Origin of the sequence: Neotamlana sargassicola, assembly GCF_020523965.1 — a bacterium.
In the GTDB taxonomy this organism is placed as follows: Bacteria; Bacteroidota; Bacteroidia; order Flavobacteriales; family Flavobacteriaceae; genus Neotamlana; species Neotamlana sargassicola.
In genome coordinates, this window is record NZ_JAJAPX010000001.1 from 392,611 (window position 1) to 407,534 (window position 14,924).

Here is a 14,924-nt window from a genome sequence, read left to right on the forward strand (position 1 = left end):
TAAAAATATATTTACTTCTCGATACAATTTCTCGTACCTCGAAACCACTCGAAGTGACGTGGCTTATAAATTAATCCTGCTCGAAATACCACCACAAACTAGAATCTATACTCGATTTCATTTTATTAATATCGACTTCGTCTTTTAAAAACACGGTAAGGTTTTCGTTGGCGCGGTTACGACCTATACTTTCTCTTATCTCAATGGTTTCAATTTCGTTAAAATGCTCTAAATGATTTTTTATTCTAGCATCTAGCGATTCATCGCCTAAAAAAATCTTGATGGTAGGTTGCGTTGGGGAATTTCTAATTTCAGATCTAAACGGTAGCATAATCTCATCAATTTAAGTTAAACAATCTTGGTTTTAGTTGGTATTTACTAAAGTTACAAATTTATTTAATATCTTTTTCTAAATTAAAATGCAAATGAGCAACAAGCAACTAGACTTAATAAACCAGCAATTAGTAAAAATTGAAAACCATATACCTCAAATTAATTTAATTAACACCAAAGCATCAAAAGCATCAATTGGCTGGCATTTAGACCACAGTTTAAAGGTTTTTAATGCCGTTTGTACTGCGACAATACAATCGAACCCCAAAGATTATAAATGGACATTCAATTTCTGGCGTGCCCTTTTGTTTAAGTTAAATTATATACCACGAGGCAAAGCCAAAGCGCCAAAATACGTTTTACCACCAGAAAATATACAAGAAAACGACATTCGTAATCAGTTAGAAACTGCAAAATCGAATTTAAGTGCGTTGCAAAATTTACCTAAAACAAGTTTTTTTAAGCATTTTATATTTGGCAAATTAAACAAGAAACAAACACTGCGTTTTTTACAAATGCACACGCATCATCATTTAAAAATTATTGCCAAAATAGAATAAATGAAAAAACCCTTTCTACGAATAGAAAGGGCTCAAAAAAATTAACTTCTAAAAAAAATTAATCTAAGTCTAAAAGGGCTAAATCGTGAAAAAAGAAGTTTTTCTCGTCGTTCATAGACACGAATAAGCCATTAGGAAACTTATTACCTAAAGCCACGGTTGTAACATCGCAACCATCGGTTTCAATAGTTCCTAAATTTATTTCTTTAATAAAAGCATCGGTTTTTAAATCGAATATATTAAACGAGTGCGCTTGTTGATTCGATACAATTAAAAAACCTTTGTTTTTGTATTTTGCAATGGCAATGCCTTCAATATCATCAGTGAAATATTCGCTACCAAAACAACCTAACTCTTCGTTACCCATACTTGGTTCGGCATAGTATTTACGAACGCATTGTCCTTCATCAGAATAATAAACAATCCCATTTTCGTTATCTACAGCAATGGCTTCAATTTCTTTTTTTCCGCTAAAATTTCCAAACTTTCTAACCAAATTAGCGTGAACACCTAAACTATCAGTCACCAATTCGTATTGATATAAATAGCCTGTTTTTGGTCCTGCTTTTCTGCCAACAATAGCATAAATAGTTTCTGTTTTTGGCGATTTATACAACGCAATTCCCATAGGCGCATTGTGTTCTAATTCGGTAGCATCTGTAAACACTTTAAACCCTCCACCATCTAATGGTTTCATGTCTGGAACCGAAAACACACGAATTTGTTGCTTTTCTCTTTCTGTAAACGCAATAATATCGGTTTTAGTAGAATCGGTTAATTTAAAACCGTATTCTAAATCGACATTATTAGGGCGTTGTATGTTTTTTATGCTTTTTTCATGGATAATTTTTCCATCTAAATTAAAGGCATAAATACCGCCATTTGTTTTTTTATCGGTACCAAAAACTATACTTTTTGAGGCATCGTTTGGGTTTACCCATATTGCCGGATCGTCGGTATCGTTTGGTGTTTTTTCTGTAATAACCGTTGGTTTAATTACCGGCAACTGTTTTTTACAAGAAGAAACAATTGCCAGTAAGCTAAACCCGAATAAGAGTTTTTTCATTTTTATTTTTTAAATAAATCGTATTTTAAACCAATTGTAAAACGTTGCCCGTAATACTCACGTTGCATAGTACGACTACTAACGCCTTGGTAAAAACGTAATGGTTGGTTGGTAATATTGTTTAAGCTTGTGTATGCGCTCAAGCCGTTACCAAATGCATATGTTGCATTAAAATCTAAGAAAAATTGTTTGTCGTAGTAACGATCTTCAAAAGCATTTCCTCCAATTTCATCAATATAAGAATCTGAGAAGTTACTTGATAAACGAATGCTTAACTTGTTGTTTGCATAACCTAAAGAAGCATTAAACATATTTGGCGCTGTGTTTGGTAAACCTAAATCGTCGCGCTCGTCGCCATCTTCATTTCTAATACCATTAGCATCAGATGTTAAATGTGTGTAGTTTAAATATACGCTAAAATCTTTAGCAAAACCAGGTAAGAAATCTAGTTTTCTTTGGAAAGCAAATTCGAAACCTAAAACCGAAGCATCATCGCCGTTTAAAGGTTGGTAAACTTCATAACCTGTAGTGTCGTCGCCATAAGTATCATCGGTAGTTTCGGTTTGGTATGTGTAAATAAAATCGTTTATTTTTTTGTAGAAAACACCACCAGATAAAATACCAACAGATTTAAAATAATGTTCTGCCATAATATCGAAGTTCATTGATGTTGTTGGATCTAAATCTGGGTTACCAAGTACCACTTCGTTGTCTTCGTTAATAATTTCTGCTCTTGGAATTAAATCGGCATAATTAGGACGCGCCAAAGTATTTGTCCATGCGAAACGGAAAACAGTGTTGTCGTTTAAATCGTATTTTAAATGTAAACCTGGTAAAATATTAACATAAGAATTTGTTTCGCTTACAGCTTCAACAATAATTTCTTCGTCGATACCAGCATCTTCATCTTCTTCAATAAATGTTAATCTATAACCTTCAGAATCTAAATTTGTACTTTCAATTCTAACACCAGCTAAAACACTTAATTTGCTAGTTAATTGCTGACTTGTCATGATGTAACCTGCAAAAACATTTTCGTTTACATCAAAGTTTCCGCTTTGGTATTCATCAACTAAATCTTCACCTTCAAATTGTGTAGCATCGGTTAAATTTAAAGCTCCAACAAATTCTGGAGTTGCAAAGCTTCCTATTTGGTATTGGCTTCCAGCTAAAAAGTCTGAATCTGTATAATCTCTGGTTGGTAACGTTCCCAATAAATCGAAAGCTGAATCTTCTGGAGAATATTCGGTAAAATCGTTATCTCTGTTTTTGTTTTTAAAACGCCCACGAACACCAAACTTTAAAAATCCGTCTTCACTATTAAATAAGTTTAATGGTAATTTAAAGTTTACAAATACGTTCATATCTGTTTCTTCGGTGTATTGGTTTTCTTCGGTTAACTCACCAAACTCAAAGTTGTTGTACGCTGCATCGGTAGCATCAACTGGTGTGTAAAGAGGAAATTGAGAATCGTTATTATAGTTAATTGCATATTCGCTTTCGTGAACTAAATAACGTTCGTTTAAACGCTCTTCTGATGCTTTTGCATAAGAGGCCATCCAATCTATTTGTAAACTATTAGCCAAGTGATTTCCACCTAAGCTAAAGTTAAACATACGCTGGTCTTCTAAACGCGTATTTTTGTTTCGGTTGTTATCTATACCTGCTTTTGTTTCGCGTTTTGCTTCAACAGGAAACATGGTTAAGTTTCCGTTGCCATCAACTGTAAAATCTCCAGCTTCAATGTCTTCACCATCAAGAATTTCGTGTTCTAACACAAAACGATTTTCGCGATCGTCTCTCCAGTTGTAAATAGATTTAAAATAAATACTGTTATTATCGTTAAATTTGTAATCTAAATTCGCCGAGAAACTTCTGCGAATACGTTGTACTAAATATTGTCTAATTTCAAAAACGTTGGTGTATGGATTAACATCAACTTCTTCTAAATTATCTTCGTCGCCGTTGTTGTATTCGAACTCATCGGTCCATTCTGCTTCAAAGTTATCACTTCCAAAATCGTTGTCGTTGATAGATGCAGAAACCATCCAACCAAATTTTCCGTTATCGCTTCTATCACCTAATAAAAACTGACCGTTTAAAATACGTTTTCCTGTAATTGAATTTACACCAGAACCAGCAGTTGCAGATAAGCGAAAGCCTTGAGGCGAAGTACGTGTAATTAAATTTACAGAACCACCAAGGGCATCGGCATCCATATCTGGTGTTACCGCTTTATTAACTTCAATAGTTTGAATCATGTCCGATGGAATTAAATCCATTTGAACCTCCCTGTTATCGCCTTCGGCAGATGGAATTCTACTTCCGTTTAAGGTAACCGAGTTTAACTGTGGCGCTAAACCACGAACAATAATGTTTCTAGCTTCACCTTGATCTACTTTCATTGTAATTCCAGGAATACGCTTTACAGCATCACCAATGTTAGCATCTGGAAATTTACCAATTTGATCTGTAGATACAATATTGGTAATGTTTGTTTTGTTTTTTTGCGTGTTTAATGCTCTAGCTTGCCCACCAATAGAATAGCTTGTAATTTCAACCGCATCAAGTTCTGTGTTTTCTGATGATAAGTGGATATCTACAGAAATTGTTTGTCCTGCAGTTACAGAAACCTTTTCGTTATAATCGGCGTAACCTAAATACTTAATTAATAATGTATAATCGCCTTCAGGAATATCTACTAAAGTAAATGTACCATCGAAATCTGATACTGCTCCTTTTTTTAATTGTTCTATTACTACTGTAGCACCTGGTACAGTAATACCATTATTATCTGTAATTACACCTTGAATGTTTCCGTTTTGTGCAAACATAAAAGAAGTTAATAATAATGCTAAAAATGATAAAAAATGATTTTTCCTCATGTTGTTGTTTGATTAATTTTAGTTGATGCAAAGCTATATTGGCAACATTGCTTTTAGCTAAAATTGATGTTAACAAACGGTAATTTACAAGTGAAATTCACCTATAAATGATAGCAACATTAACACTGCAATAACATTGGATTGATGTTTATTTAAAAACCACTAAAGGTTTAAAATATAAGCTTGTAGATCGTCTTTTGAAGCTAACGGAAGCTTCTTACGCATTCTATATCGGGCTATACGAACACTGTCTGGTGTAATATTTAAAATTGAAGCAATGGCTTTAGACGATAAGTTTAAACGAAGCAACATGCATAAACGCATTTCGGACGATGTTAACTCTTCGTGAACTTGAGTTTTTAAATTTTTAAAAAAGCTAGGATTTATTTGACTGAAATATGCCATGAGTTCTGTCCACTCATTTTCTTTTGATAAATCAGAATTAATAGTTTTTACAATATCTTTAAGTTTTGTTTTTACTAACTCTGGGTTTCTGCTTTTTAAATTATTTAGTGTTCTAGAAATATCGGCTAACAATTTATTTTTGTGCGCTAAGTTTAAACTGTAATTAGTTAAAGCAGAAATTTTAATATCTATTTCTCTTTTTAATGAGGCTTCTTCGGCAGTTTTAATATCTAGATCTGCTTGTAATAATTGCTGCTTGTATGTTAATAGTTTCTGCTCTTGCTTTTTTCGCTTTTTTAAATGCATTACACCAATAACAAACACTAAAATCACTGCTAAACTTATAATAATAATGGCTAGTTGCCGTGTTTTATTTATTTGATTTTGCTTGTTTAATATAGCTACTTGGGCTTCATTTTCTTTTACATTGTAAAGCACTTCCATGGCGCTTACCAATTGTATATTCTGGTTTTTAAGCTGCTGTTCGCTAATTAAGTTTTGCTTATTCAGGTATTCGTATGCTTTCTTATAATCTTGAAGTTCTGCATATGTTCTAGATAAATCTTTAAGTGCGCTTTCTTCTTGTTGTTTATTATTTTCAGATTGGGCTAAGTTTAAAGCTTCTTCTGTTAATTTAAGAGCTTGCTCATATTGATTTTGTTTTCGGTAAACATCGGCAAGATTATTAATTATATTAATTTTTAAATCTGACGTTTTTGCTGATTCAAAACTATATGCTTTATTAAAATAGTTTCTAGCTAAATCGTACTGCTCTAAATCTTCATAAATGCTTCCTATGTTTTCGTTTGTTAATGCAATTCCCGTGCTATCATTTAAACTCTCAAATAATTGTAAACTCTCGTTTTGATAATTTAAAGCCGCGTTATAATTACTTTGTTTTTCGTAAACACTTCCTAAAATAGCATTTGCTGTAGCTAAACCGGTTTTATAGTTAATTGATTTTGCTATTGAAACACTACTCTGGGAATATTGTGAAGCCTCAGCATATTGTTTTAAATGTAAATGAATGAAAGCAATTTTGTTATTAGCATAAACAAAAAGCGTGTCTTTTTTTAAGTGAATCTGTTGTGCGTTGTGGTAATTTTTAATGGCTTCACTGTCTAACCCTAAATCTTTGTAAAAATTAGCTAAATAAATGAAGTTTTTTGCGATGCCTAAGGTATCATTTTCATGTTTTGCTAAATTAAGCGCACCCTTTATTGTATTAATTTTAGATATAGCATTTTTAGACACTATATCTTGGGCGCTTAAAAGCTTAACGCCAAAAACAACAATCAGTAAAAAATAAAATGTTTTAGTAAAATTCACAATTGGTTAGTGTAAAATTCTCAAAGAAAGAACTCGCACTTTACTCAAATGTAGTTACAATATTAATTTACCATTAATAATGCAAAAAACCCTTCCTGAATAAACAGAAAGGGTTTTTTAAAATAATTTCTTAAGAAAAAGTTTCTTAAGCCTCGAAAGGCTCGATAGAAACGTAAGATTTGTTATCTTTTTTCTTAGTAAACTTTACAACACCATCTACATAGGCGTGTAATGTATGATCTTTTGAAGAATATACGTTTTCACCTGGGTGATGCGTATTTCCTCTTTGTCTTACGATAATGTTACCAGCTTTAGCAGCTTGACCACCAAAAATCTTAACACCTAAGCGTTTCGATTCTGATTCTCTACCGTTCTTAGAACTACCTACTCCTTTTTTATGAGCCATTGTTTTAAGGTTTTATTGTTATACTTAAGTGGTTTTGCAATTAAGCTTTACCACCATCTAATTCGTCTTGCCATTTCTTTAACTCATCCCACTTACCATCTGCAGCTAATTGAGCTTGTGCTGGCCAAGTATCTGTTACGTGGTTACCACGAACACCAGAGATAATTTCAGAAATTTTAGCAGCATCGGTTTTTGCTAATTGAGCGAAAGTTGTAATTCCAGCTTCAGCTAAAGTTTCAGCAATTTTAGGTCCGATACCTTCTACTTTCTTCAAATCATCACCTTTAGATGATTTTTTAGGAGCTGCCTTTTTAGCTTCAGCTTTTGGAGCTGCTGCCTTTGGTTCAGTTTTCTTAGTTTCTTTTTTTGGAGCAGCTTTTTTAGCTCCAGAAGCTACAATGCTTTCAATAACGATTTCTGTTAAAGATTGTCTGTGTCCGTTTTTCACACGGTAACCTTTACGTCTTTTCTTTTTGAAAACTATAACTTTATCACCTTTAAGGTGCTTTAAGACTTTTGCTCCAACTTGAGCTCCGTCTATAGCCGGGGCGCCTACAGTAACATTGTCACCATCACCTAAAAGAAGAACGTTATCGAAAGATACTTCTTTCCCTTCTTCAGTTTGTAAACGGTTAACAAAGACTTTTTGGTCTTTTTCAACTTTAAATTGTTGCCCTGCTATCTCTACAATTGCGTACATAGCGTAACGTTTATATTAATTAATATTATTAAATAAAATATGCCTAAACCTCAATTTAAGCGGGTGCAAATATACTGCTAATTAATTAATCTACAAACGTTTTAAAGGTTTTAAACTAAATTTTTCGATTTTTTTAATAGTTGCATCACAGTAAACGTAGATACTAAGGTAGTTGCAAACCCCATAACTGCCACAATAAAGGTTACCATACCGACGCTAGTATTAAACGCATCACCATTAATATTTTTAAATAATTCAGTTAAAAAACCGACATTTATTTCGGTACTATAAACCAAAAAGAAAACAGTAAATATTGCCGTTGCAACAAAACCTGTTATTAATCCTGTTTTAAACCCTTCACCGTAGGTAAAAGTTGCGTGCTCTTCTAATTTTTTAAACCTTATAGTTTCGTAAATTCCACAAGCTGTAATAAAGGCATTAAAAAAACTAAATGCGGGGTTGGTGTGTTTGTCCACCATTGCTAAGACCAAAAAATAAGCTATTAAAATGGCACTAGTAACTAACCCAAAACGTAGTGGTAGTGATAAATTTTTCATAAAATGTCCTGTTTAGTTCTCTTAAATTTCGTGAAAATTTATCAGATTAAATAATTTTTAACCACTTTTAAACATAATACCAGTCCTATTTTCTGTAATTTTGCTAAAACCTAATTTAATATTTCACGTAAAATGAAACATTTAAAATATATTTTAATAGTAGTGTTAACAGCCACTTTTTTTACTAGCTGTAAAAACGAAACCAAGCAACCTGAAGTGAAAACAGTTGAAGTTGCTGCCTCGGAAAATAAAAAAGAATTAGATCCAAATGCAACATATGCTAAAGCTGAATTTACCATTGATGGAATGACCTGCCAAATTGGTTGTGCCGCAACGATACAAAAGAAAATATCGAAAATGGATGGCGTAAAATCGGCTAAAGTGGATTTTGACAAAAAATTAGCTATGGTTGAGTACGACGAAGCTAAGGTAAACCCAGAAAAATTAACCAATACTGTAACTAGTGTTGCCGACATTTATAAGGTTAGCAACATGAAAACCGTTGATGCCTTTTCTTCTGAAAAAAAATGTGGCGACGATTGTAAAAAAACATGCTGTTCAAAAACCGAAGGTGAAAAAATGGCCTGCAAACCAGATTGCAAAATGGCATGTTGCGAGAAAAAAGCATAATTTTACTAAACCTAAACTGCTCCCTTTTGAAGCAGTTTTTTTACGCGTAATTATTAGTACTTTTACCAAAATTTAAATTAAAGAAAATCTATGTATTCAGTTTTACAATCCGTTCATTCCTATTGGGCATTTTTAGTATTAATTGTTTTGGCTATTGCTGCTATTAACGCTTTAATTAAAAGCTTTAGCGATAAACCCTACGAACCTAACGATTTTAGAAAAGCGCTGTTTACATTAATTGTAACGCACATTCAATTATTAATAGGACTAATATTATATTTTGTTTCTCCAAGATTACAACTGTTTTCCGAATTAGGTATGGGAGGCGTTATGAAAGATGCCGTAAACCGCTTATATTTAGTTGAGCATCCGGTTATTAATATAATAGCTGTTGCTTTAATTACCATTGGATACTCTAAACACAAAAAGAAATTAACTTCTCATGGGAAATTTGAACTCATCGCCATTTTTTACACGCTTGGACTTGTTTTATTATTATCAAGAATACCTTGGAGTACTTGGTTAGGTTAAAAAAGTTAAACCGACTAATTAAGTCGGTTTTTTTATGTTTTAATTTTGACTTCTTTAATTAAAAACACATAAACGGGAAAATGATCGCTAAATCCATTTGTAAAACCATTACTCCAGCTTTTAAATGGATAGCCTTTATATTTACCCGAATTCTGAATAATATATTGCTTATTGTAAATACCGGCTTTGTAAAATTTAAATGAGCTATAATCGTTTTCAAGAAGTGGTTTTGTTAACAAAATTTGGTCGAATAAACTCCATGAATCTCGATAAGCCGTTGTTCCTATTCCTTTTTTAAAGTAATTTTCAAAAGGATTGTAAATACCTTTAAAAGCTACCTTGTTTTTATCTCTTTTCGTTTTTAAAACATTTTTAAAACTCGTATTGTTTGGGTTATCGTTAAAATCACCCATTATTAAAATATTTGCATAAGGGTCTTTAACTTGTAAGGAATCGACTAAACGCCTAGTTAATTTTGCAGCGGCTACTCTTTTGGCTCTGCTTTTAGCTTCACCTCCTCTTCGAGAGGGCCAATGATTTACAATGATATGTATATCATTTTCTTCTAACTTTCCAGAAACTAATAACTGATTTCTTGTAAATACACGTTTTTGCGTTTTGTTATCATATATTTTAAGTTCATGTGAACTTGTTGAAATAGGTGTAAAAAATGCTTTTTGATACAAAAGCGCCACATCAATACCACGAGCATCTGGCGAATTAAAATGAATAATCCCATAATTTCTATCTACAAGGAGCGAATCCATAATCAAATCTTCAATAACCCTTTTATTCTCAACTTCCGATAATCCTATAATTACGGGCGAATTTCGAGTTTCATCCTTACCAATATCGGCTAAAACCCTTGCCATATTTTTAACTTTTTGTTGGTAAATAAAAGACTTGTTGGCTTTTAATTCCATAATAGGACTGTACTCGTCCAATTTATTAGGGTCGTTTATAGTGTCAAATAAATTCTCCAAATTATAAAAAGCCACAGTATGAATTTTATAATCTTTTGTTTGACTAAATACTGAAAATGAATTAGTTAACAAGAAATATAATACAGCAACCCCAAAATATCTTTTTAAAAACTTCAAATACATAGAAACTATATTACAAAAAATGAGTGAATTTATTTCAAAACAAATTTAATTTTCCTACATTTAAATTTCTTGTATGCCAACTAAATCCCTTATAATACCGCTCCTTTTCGGAATTTTCTCGCTTGCAGCATATTGCCAGAACCCAACAGTTAAAGGCAGTATTCTTGACGGCTATTCATACCAACCCATTGAAAACGCTACTATTACCATTAAAGCCACCAATGACTTTGTACTTACTAATCTTAATGGTGAATTTAATTTTGAAAACAACCTGCCCCTAGGTGAACAAATGCTGCAAATTTCTAAAACAGGATATCTAGATAAACGCATTCCAATTATCATTAATGAAGGTAAAACATTAGATCTCTCTGGCATAACCTTAGAAAAAGACACTTCGCAAACAACCGATTTATTCACCATTTCACTTACCGATGATGAATTGAATGATGATTTTTCTGGAGCCGACAATATTTCTGGCCTGCTAGCATCATCGCTCGATATATTTCAACGCACAGCGGCTTTCGAGTATAGCGCTTCCTTTTTTCGCATTCGCGGATTAGATTCTAACAACAGTTCTGTTTTAATTAATGGCATTGAAATGAACAAAACTTTTAACGGCAGGCCACAGTGGAGTAATTGGGGCGGTATTAATGATGTATTAAGAAACCAAGAATTAAGCGCTGGTTTAGCTCCTTCAAATTATACTTTTGGTGGTGTTTTAGGAAGCACAAATATTAATATTCGCCCTTCTCAAGCTCGACCAGGAAGCCGGTTAACTTACTCATCTTCTAACCGAAGTTACACCAATAGGTTAATGGCTACTCATGCTTCTGGTTTACTAAAAAACAACTGGGCTTATACTGCTTCCGTTGGCAGGCGTTGGGGAAACGAAGGTTATCAAGACGCTACAAATTATAGCGCCAATTCATTTTTTGCATCTTTAGAAAAGCAATTCAACACCAAACACAGTTTAAATTTAGCAGCTATTTACACGCCTAACCGAAGAGGAAAATCATCACCCAACACACAAGAAGTTTACGATTTAAAAGGCATTAAATACAACGAATATTGGGGTTGGCAAAATGGCGAAAAGCGAAATTCAAGAATTAAAGAGGTAAACGAACCTATTTTTATTATAAGTCATTATTGGAAAATAAATAACAAAACCAACCTAAACACCAATATTGGTTACCAATTTGGTAAATTAAGTAATAGTCGTTTAGACTATAACGGAACCGATTTAGTTAACAACTTTCCGCAAAGTGGAGGCAGTAACCCAAGCCCAACGTATTACCAAAAGCTACCAAGTTATTTTGAACGTAATTTTCCTGATAATTTAGAGTATGCGTATTTAGCTTTAAACGAATTTCAAGATAACGGACAAATAAACTGGAATGCGCTTTACAATGCTAATATTACAAACACCGCAAATGGTGGGAATGCTATTTACGCCTTATATGAAGACCGAGTTGATGACACACAAATCAACATAAATTCAATCTTAAACAAAGTGTTAAACGAACATATTACTTTAAACGCTAGTTTAAACTTTAAATCTTTAAAATCTGAAAACTTTGCTAGCGTTCTAGATTTATTAGGTGCAAAAACGTACTTAAATGTTGATGCCTACGCGACTACAATCAATGAAGCTCAAAACGATTTACAAAACCCAAATAAATTAGTAAGCGAGGGCGACAAGTTTAAATACCATTATAATATTTCATCAAAGGAAATAGGTGGTTTTGCGCAAGCACAATTCAGTTATAGCAAAGTAGATTTTTATACTGCTTTACATACCAAAAGCACTAGTTATCAAAGAGAAGGATTATACCAAAATGGCGGTTTTCCAGATAATTCTTTAGGTAAAGGCGAAATGCTTAACTTTTTTGGTTTTGGATTAAAAGCCGGTTTAACCTATAAACTTTCTGGCAAACATGTTTTCGATATCAATGCTGGTTATATTACCAAAGCACCAACTATTCAAAACACTTATACAAACTCTAGAGAAAACCATAATACAGTACCTAATATTTCAGAAGAACAGATTTCCTCTATCGATGTAAGTTATATTTTCAGGTCGCCCATTGCTAAAGCTAAACTTACTGGTTATTATACAAATATTAATAATGCTAACGAAATTTCGTTCTATTTTGCCGATGGCATTGGTGGCGATAATTCGGTTTTTGTTCAAGAAATTCTTCAAGGCATTAATAAAAAACATTTAGGTTTAGAGTTTGGTATTGAAGCCCAAGTTACGCCAACCATCAAATTAAAAGGTGTCGCATCGGTTGGTCAATTCACATATAACAACAACCCCGATTTATACCTTTCTACAGAACCAGATGAAGATGCCGAAAATGCCGGTTTTATTAACGGCTTTAAAGACTTTGGAAAGGCCTATTTAAAAAATTACCGTTTAGCTTCTGGCCCACAACAAGCTTTCTCTGCTGGTTTCGAGTATCGCGACCCCAATTATTGGTGGTTTGGCGCATCTGCAAACTTTTTCAATAACACATTTATTGATGTAAGTCCGTTAACAAGAACATCAAATTTTAACACAGATTTTGATGGCAACGTTTTTAACGATTACAATGAAACCATAGCGAGAGCACTTTTAAAACAAGAACAATTTGATGACTATATGGTCGTGAATTTAGTTGGCGGAAAATCATGGAAAATCAACAAATATTACATTGGCTTATTTGCTAGCATTAACAATGTTTTAAACGAAATTTATAAAACAGGTGGTTTTGAACAAGGTAGAAATGCCAATTACAGAGAGCTTAGAGATGATAAAGCACTTGATACGCCTGTTTTTGGATCGAAATATTGGTACGGTCGTGGCACCACCTACTTTTTAAACTTAAATGTTAGTTTTTAGCCAATAATTGGCAATAAATAAATGATAAATTCATTGTCAACCTGAATTTGTTTCAGATGAAATGAGATACTGAAACGAGTTCAGCATGATATCAAAACATATTAAAAAAGATGAAAAAAATAATCCCCGCAATACTATTCGCTTTTCTATTTACCTGTGTAAATAATGAAGATTTTAGTATTCCAGATATTTCTACAGAAGACCCTATAATTCCAGAAAGCAACATCACCACATTTTCGGCTATAAAATCGCTTTACGAACAAGCGGTAAACAACGGAAATTCAACCGCAAAAATTTATAGCGATACCGATTTATATATTGAAGGCTATGTAATTTCAACCGATAAATATGGTAATTTTTTCGAAGAACTCATCATTCAAAATAAAACAGACGATAGCAACCCAGATAACGACCCAAGGCTAGGGTTTTCAATTAGTATAAACGCCAGCAGCTTAAGTGACACCTACCAAATAGGACAAAAGATTTATGTTAAAATGAACGATTTAACCCTTGGAGAATCTAATGGTGTTATAACAATTGGCAAAGGTAATGCTGCTGAAGTCGAACAAATTCAAGCATCAGAATATCAAGATATCATTTTAAGAACTAACGAAATCGCAGATATTTCACCAAAAATAGCAGGTTTTGAAACCTTAACCAGTGCCGATTTAAATACGCTTATTAAATTAGAAAACATGCAACTTAATCGGTATGAAAAGGGAAGAACTTTTTCTGCTGAATCCTTCGATGAATTTGACGGTTTTAGGCTACTAGAAAGCTGTGAAACTGGTGTATCTACCTTTTTACAAACCAGTACATTTGCCGATTTTAATGCTTTAGTCGTTCCGCAAGGTCAAGGACATATCACAGGAGTTTTTTCTAGAGATTTTGGTGATGATTTTAATGTGCTTATTGTAAATTCTTCTGAAGACGTTAATTTTGAAAACACTAATAGATGTGATCCTGCAGAATGGGAATGCGGATTAGCTGAAACTTTAGGCGCTAGCAATTTATTATACCAAGATTTTGAAGACCAAAGTAACAACCGCTTTGTTGAAATTGAAGGTTGGACGAATTACATTGAAACCGGAACCGAAGCTTGGGAAGGCTACTCATCAACCTCATCAAATGCATCTTTGGGGCGTTCTTGCAGATTTCAATGTGCCAGTTCTGGCGATGTAAGCAACATAGGCTGGTTAATTACACCAGCTATAAATTTAGATGAACACGATGGTGAAACACTTCGCTTTAAAACTTCAAATAGTTTAGCCGATAGTAGTTTTATGGAAGTGTTATATTCACAAGATTGGGATGGCAACGAAGCTACAATTACCACTGCAAATTGGGGTGTTTTTGCTGATGCTTACATTGTACAAGACACCGATTCTTTTGCGACTTGGTTTAATTCTGGAACCATAGATTTATCCTGCCAAGCCGGAACACTATACATCGCCTTTAAATTTACTGGAGGCGGTATTGATTCGTTTGATGGTATTTATGAGTTAGATGAGATAAGTGTTGATTATGTAGATTAA

13 protein-coding genes are annotated in these 14,924 nt (G+C 33.2%); 5 read left to right on the forward strand and 8 right to left on the reverse strand.

The window, feature by feature from the left end; all coding sequences use genetic code 11:
• Positions 1-70: 70 nt before the first annotated feature.
• Complete coding sequence (locus LG651_RS01695; RefSeq protein ID WP_226544262.1) at positions 71-331, reverse strand: hypothetical protein; 261 nt, start codon at positions 329-331, stop codon at positions 71-73.
• Between the two features lie 94 nt (positions 332-425).
• Here LG651_RS01695 and LG651_RS01700 point away from each other — a divergent pair, with 94 nt between their 5' ends.
• Entirely contained in the window at positions 426-893 is a 468-nt protein-coding gene (locus tag LG651_RS01700) for a DUF1569 domain-containing protein (protein WP_226694428.1), read from the forward strand.
• Between the two features lie 58 nt (positions 894-951).
• Here LG651_RS01700 and LG651_RS01705 read toward each other — a convergent pair whose 3' ends face one another.
• The 6 genes from LG651_RS01705 to LG651_RS01730 all read right to left on the reverse strand — a co-directional run bounded on the left by LG651_RS01705 (position 952) and on the right by LG651_RS01730 (position 8,241).
• Positions 952-1,959 carry a phytase gene (locus LG651_RS01705; protein ID WP_226694429.1) on the reverse strand — a complete coding sequence of 336 codons (1,008 nt, stop codon included), beginning with the start codon at positions 1,957-1,959 and terminating at the stop codon, positions 952-954.
• A 2-nt stretch (positions 1,960-1,961) separates the two neighbouring features.
• Positions 1,962-4,844 (reverse strand): TonB-dependent receptor, encoded by a 2,883-nt coding sequence (locus LG651_RS01710; protein ID WP_226694430.1) that lies wholly within the window; start codon positions 4,842-4,844, stop codon positions 1,962-1,964.
• A gap of 162 nt (positions 4,845-5,006) precedes the next feature.
• Positions 5,007-6,578: a tetratricopeptide repeat protein gene (locus LG651_RS01715; RefSeq protein ID WP_226694431.1), complete on the reverse strand. Its 1,572-nt coding sequence runs from the start codon at positions 6,576-6,578 to the stop codon at positions 5,007-5,009.
• Between the two features lie 145 nt (positions 6,579-6,723).
• Entirely contained in the window at positions 6,724-6,984 is a 261-nt protein-coding gene (gene rpmA / locus LG651_RS01720; protein WP_044633057.1) for a 50S ribosomal protein L27, read from the reverse strand.
• A 40-nt stretch (positions 6,985-7,024) separates the two neighbouring features.
• Positions 7,025-7,684, reverse strand: a complete 660-nt coding sequence (gene rplU, locus LG651_RS01725) for a 50S ribosomal protein L21 (RefSeq protein WP_226694432.1) — start codon at positions 7,682-7,684, stop codon at positions 7,025-7,027.
• A 110-nt stretch (positions 7,685-7,794) separates the two neighbouring features.
• The gene (locus LG651_RS01730) at positions 7,795-8,241 is read right to left on the reverse strand and encodes a DUF4199 domain-containing protein (RefSeq protein ID WP_226694433.1); all 447 of its coding nucleotides are present in this window, start codon (positions 8,239-8,241) and stop codon (positions 7,795-7,797) included.
• 132 nt (positions 8,242-8,373) lie between these two features.
• On the opposite strand from LG651_RS01730, the gene LG651_RS01735 reads away from it, so the two are divergent.
• Entirely contained in the window at positions 8,374-8,871 is a 498-nt protein-coding gene (locus LG651_RS01735; RefSeq protein ID WP_226694434.1) for a heavy-metal-associated domain-containing protein, read from the forward strand.
• Positions 8,872-8,961: 90 nt separating this feature from the next.
• On the forward strand, positions 8,962-9,402 hold the full coding sequence (locus tag LG651_RS01740; RefSeq protein WP_226694435.1) for a hypothetical protein: 441 nt from the start codon (positions 8,962-8,964) through the stop codon (positions 9,400-9,402).
• Between the two features lie 32 nt (positions 9,403-9,434).
• On the opposite strand, the gene LG651_RS01745 is transcribed toward LG651_RS01740, so the two are convergent.
• A complete protein-coding gene (locus LG651_RS01745) occupies positions 9,435-10,400 on the reverse strand; it encodes an endonuclease/exonuclease/phosphatase family protein (RefSeq protein WP_317197705.1) in 966 nt (321 codons plus the stop codon).
• A 181-nt stretch (positions 10,401-10,581) separates the two neighbouring features.
• On the opposite strand from LG651_RS01745, the gene LG651_RS01750 reads away from it, so the two are divergent.
• The gene (locus tag LG651_RS01750) at positions 10,582-13,389 is read left to right on the forward strand and encodes a TonB-dependent receptor (protein WP_226694437.1); all 2,808 of its coding nucleotides are present in this window, start codon (positions 10,582-10,584) and stop codon (positions 13,387-13,389) included.
• 110 nt (positions 13,390-13,499) lie between these two features.
• Entirely contained in the window at positions 13,500-14,924 is a 1,425-nt protein-coding gene (locus LG651_RS01755) for a DUF5689 domain-containing protein (RefSeq protein WP_226694438.1), read from the forward strand.

Bases quoted from the DNA above. Each gene is read 5' to 3' on its own strand.
- LG651_RS01695 (WP_226544262.1), bottom strand. From the start codon at position 331: ATGCTACCGTTTAGATCTGAAATTAGAAATTCCCCAACGCAACCTACC.
- LG651_RS01700 (WP_226694428.1), top strand. From the start codon at position 426: ATGAGCAACAAGCAACTAGACTTAATAAACCAGCAATTAGTAAAAATT.
- LG651_RS01705 (WP_226694429.1), bottom strand. From the start codon at position 1,959: ATGAAAAAACTCTTATTCGGGTTTAGCTTACTGGCAATTGTTTCTTCT.
- LG651_RS01710 (WP_226694430.1), bottom strand. From the start codon at position 4,844: ATGAGGAAAAATCATTTTTTATCATTTTTAGCATTATTATTAACTTCT.
- rpmA (WP_044633057.1), bottom strand. From the start codon at position 6,984: ATGGCTCATAAAAAAGGAGTAGGTAGTTCTAAGAACGGTAGAGAATCA.
- rplU (WP_226694432.1), bottom strand. From the start codon at position 7,684: ATGTACGCAATTGTAGAGATAGCAGGGCAACAATTTAAAGTTGAAAAA.
- LG651_RS01730 (WP_226694433.1), bottom strand. From the start codon at position 8,241: ATGAAAAATTTATCACTACCACTACGTTTTGGGTTAGTTACTAGTGCC.
- LG651_RS01735 (WP_226694434.1), top strand. From the start codon at position 8,374: ATGAAACATTTAAAATATATTTTAATAGTAGTGTTAACAGCCACTTTT.
- LG651_RS01740 (WP_226694435.1), top strand. From the start codon at position 8,962: ATGTATTCAGTTTTACAATCCGTTCATTCCTATTGGGCATTTTTAGTA.
- LG651_RS01750 (WP_226694437.1), top strand. From the start codon at position 10,582: ATGCCAACTAAATCCCTTATAATACCGCTCCTTTTCGGAATTTTCTCG.
- LG651_RS01755 (WP_226694438.1), top strand. From the start codon at position 13,500: ATGAAAAAAATAATCCCCGCAATACTATTCGCTTTTCTATTTACCTGT.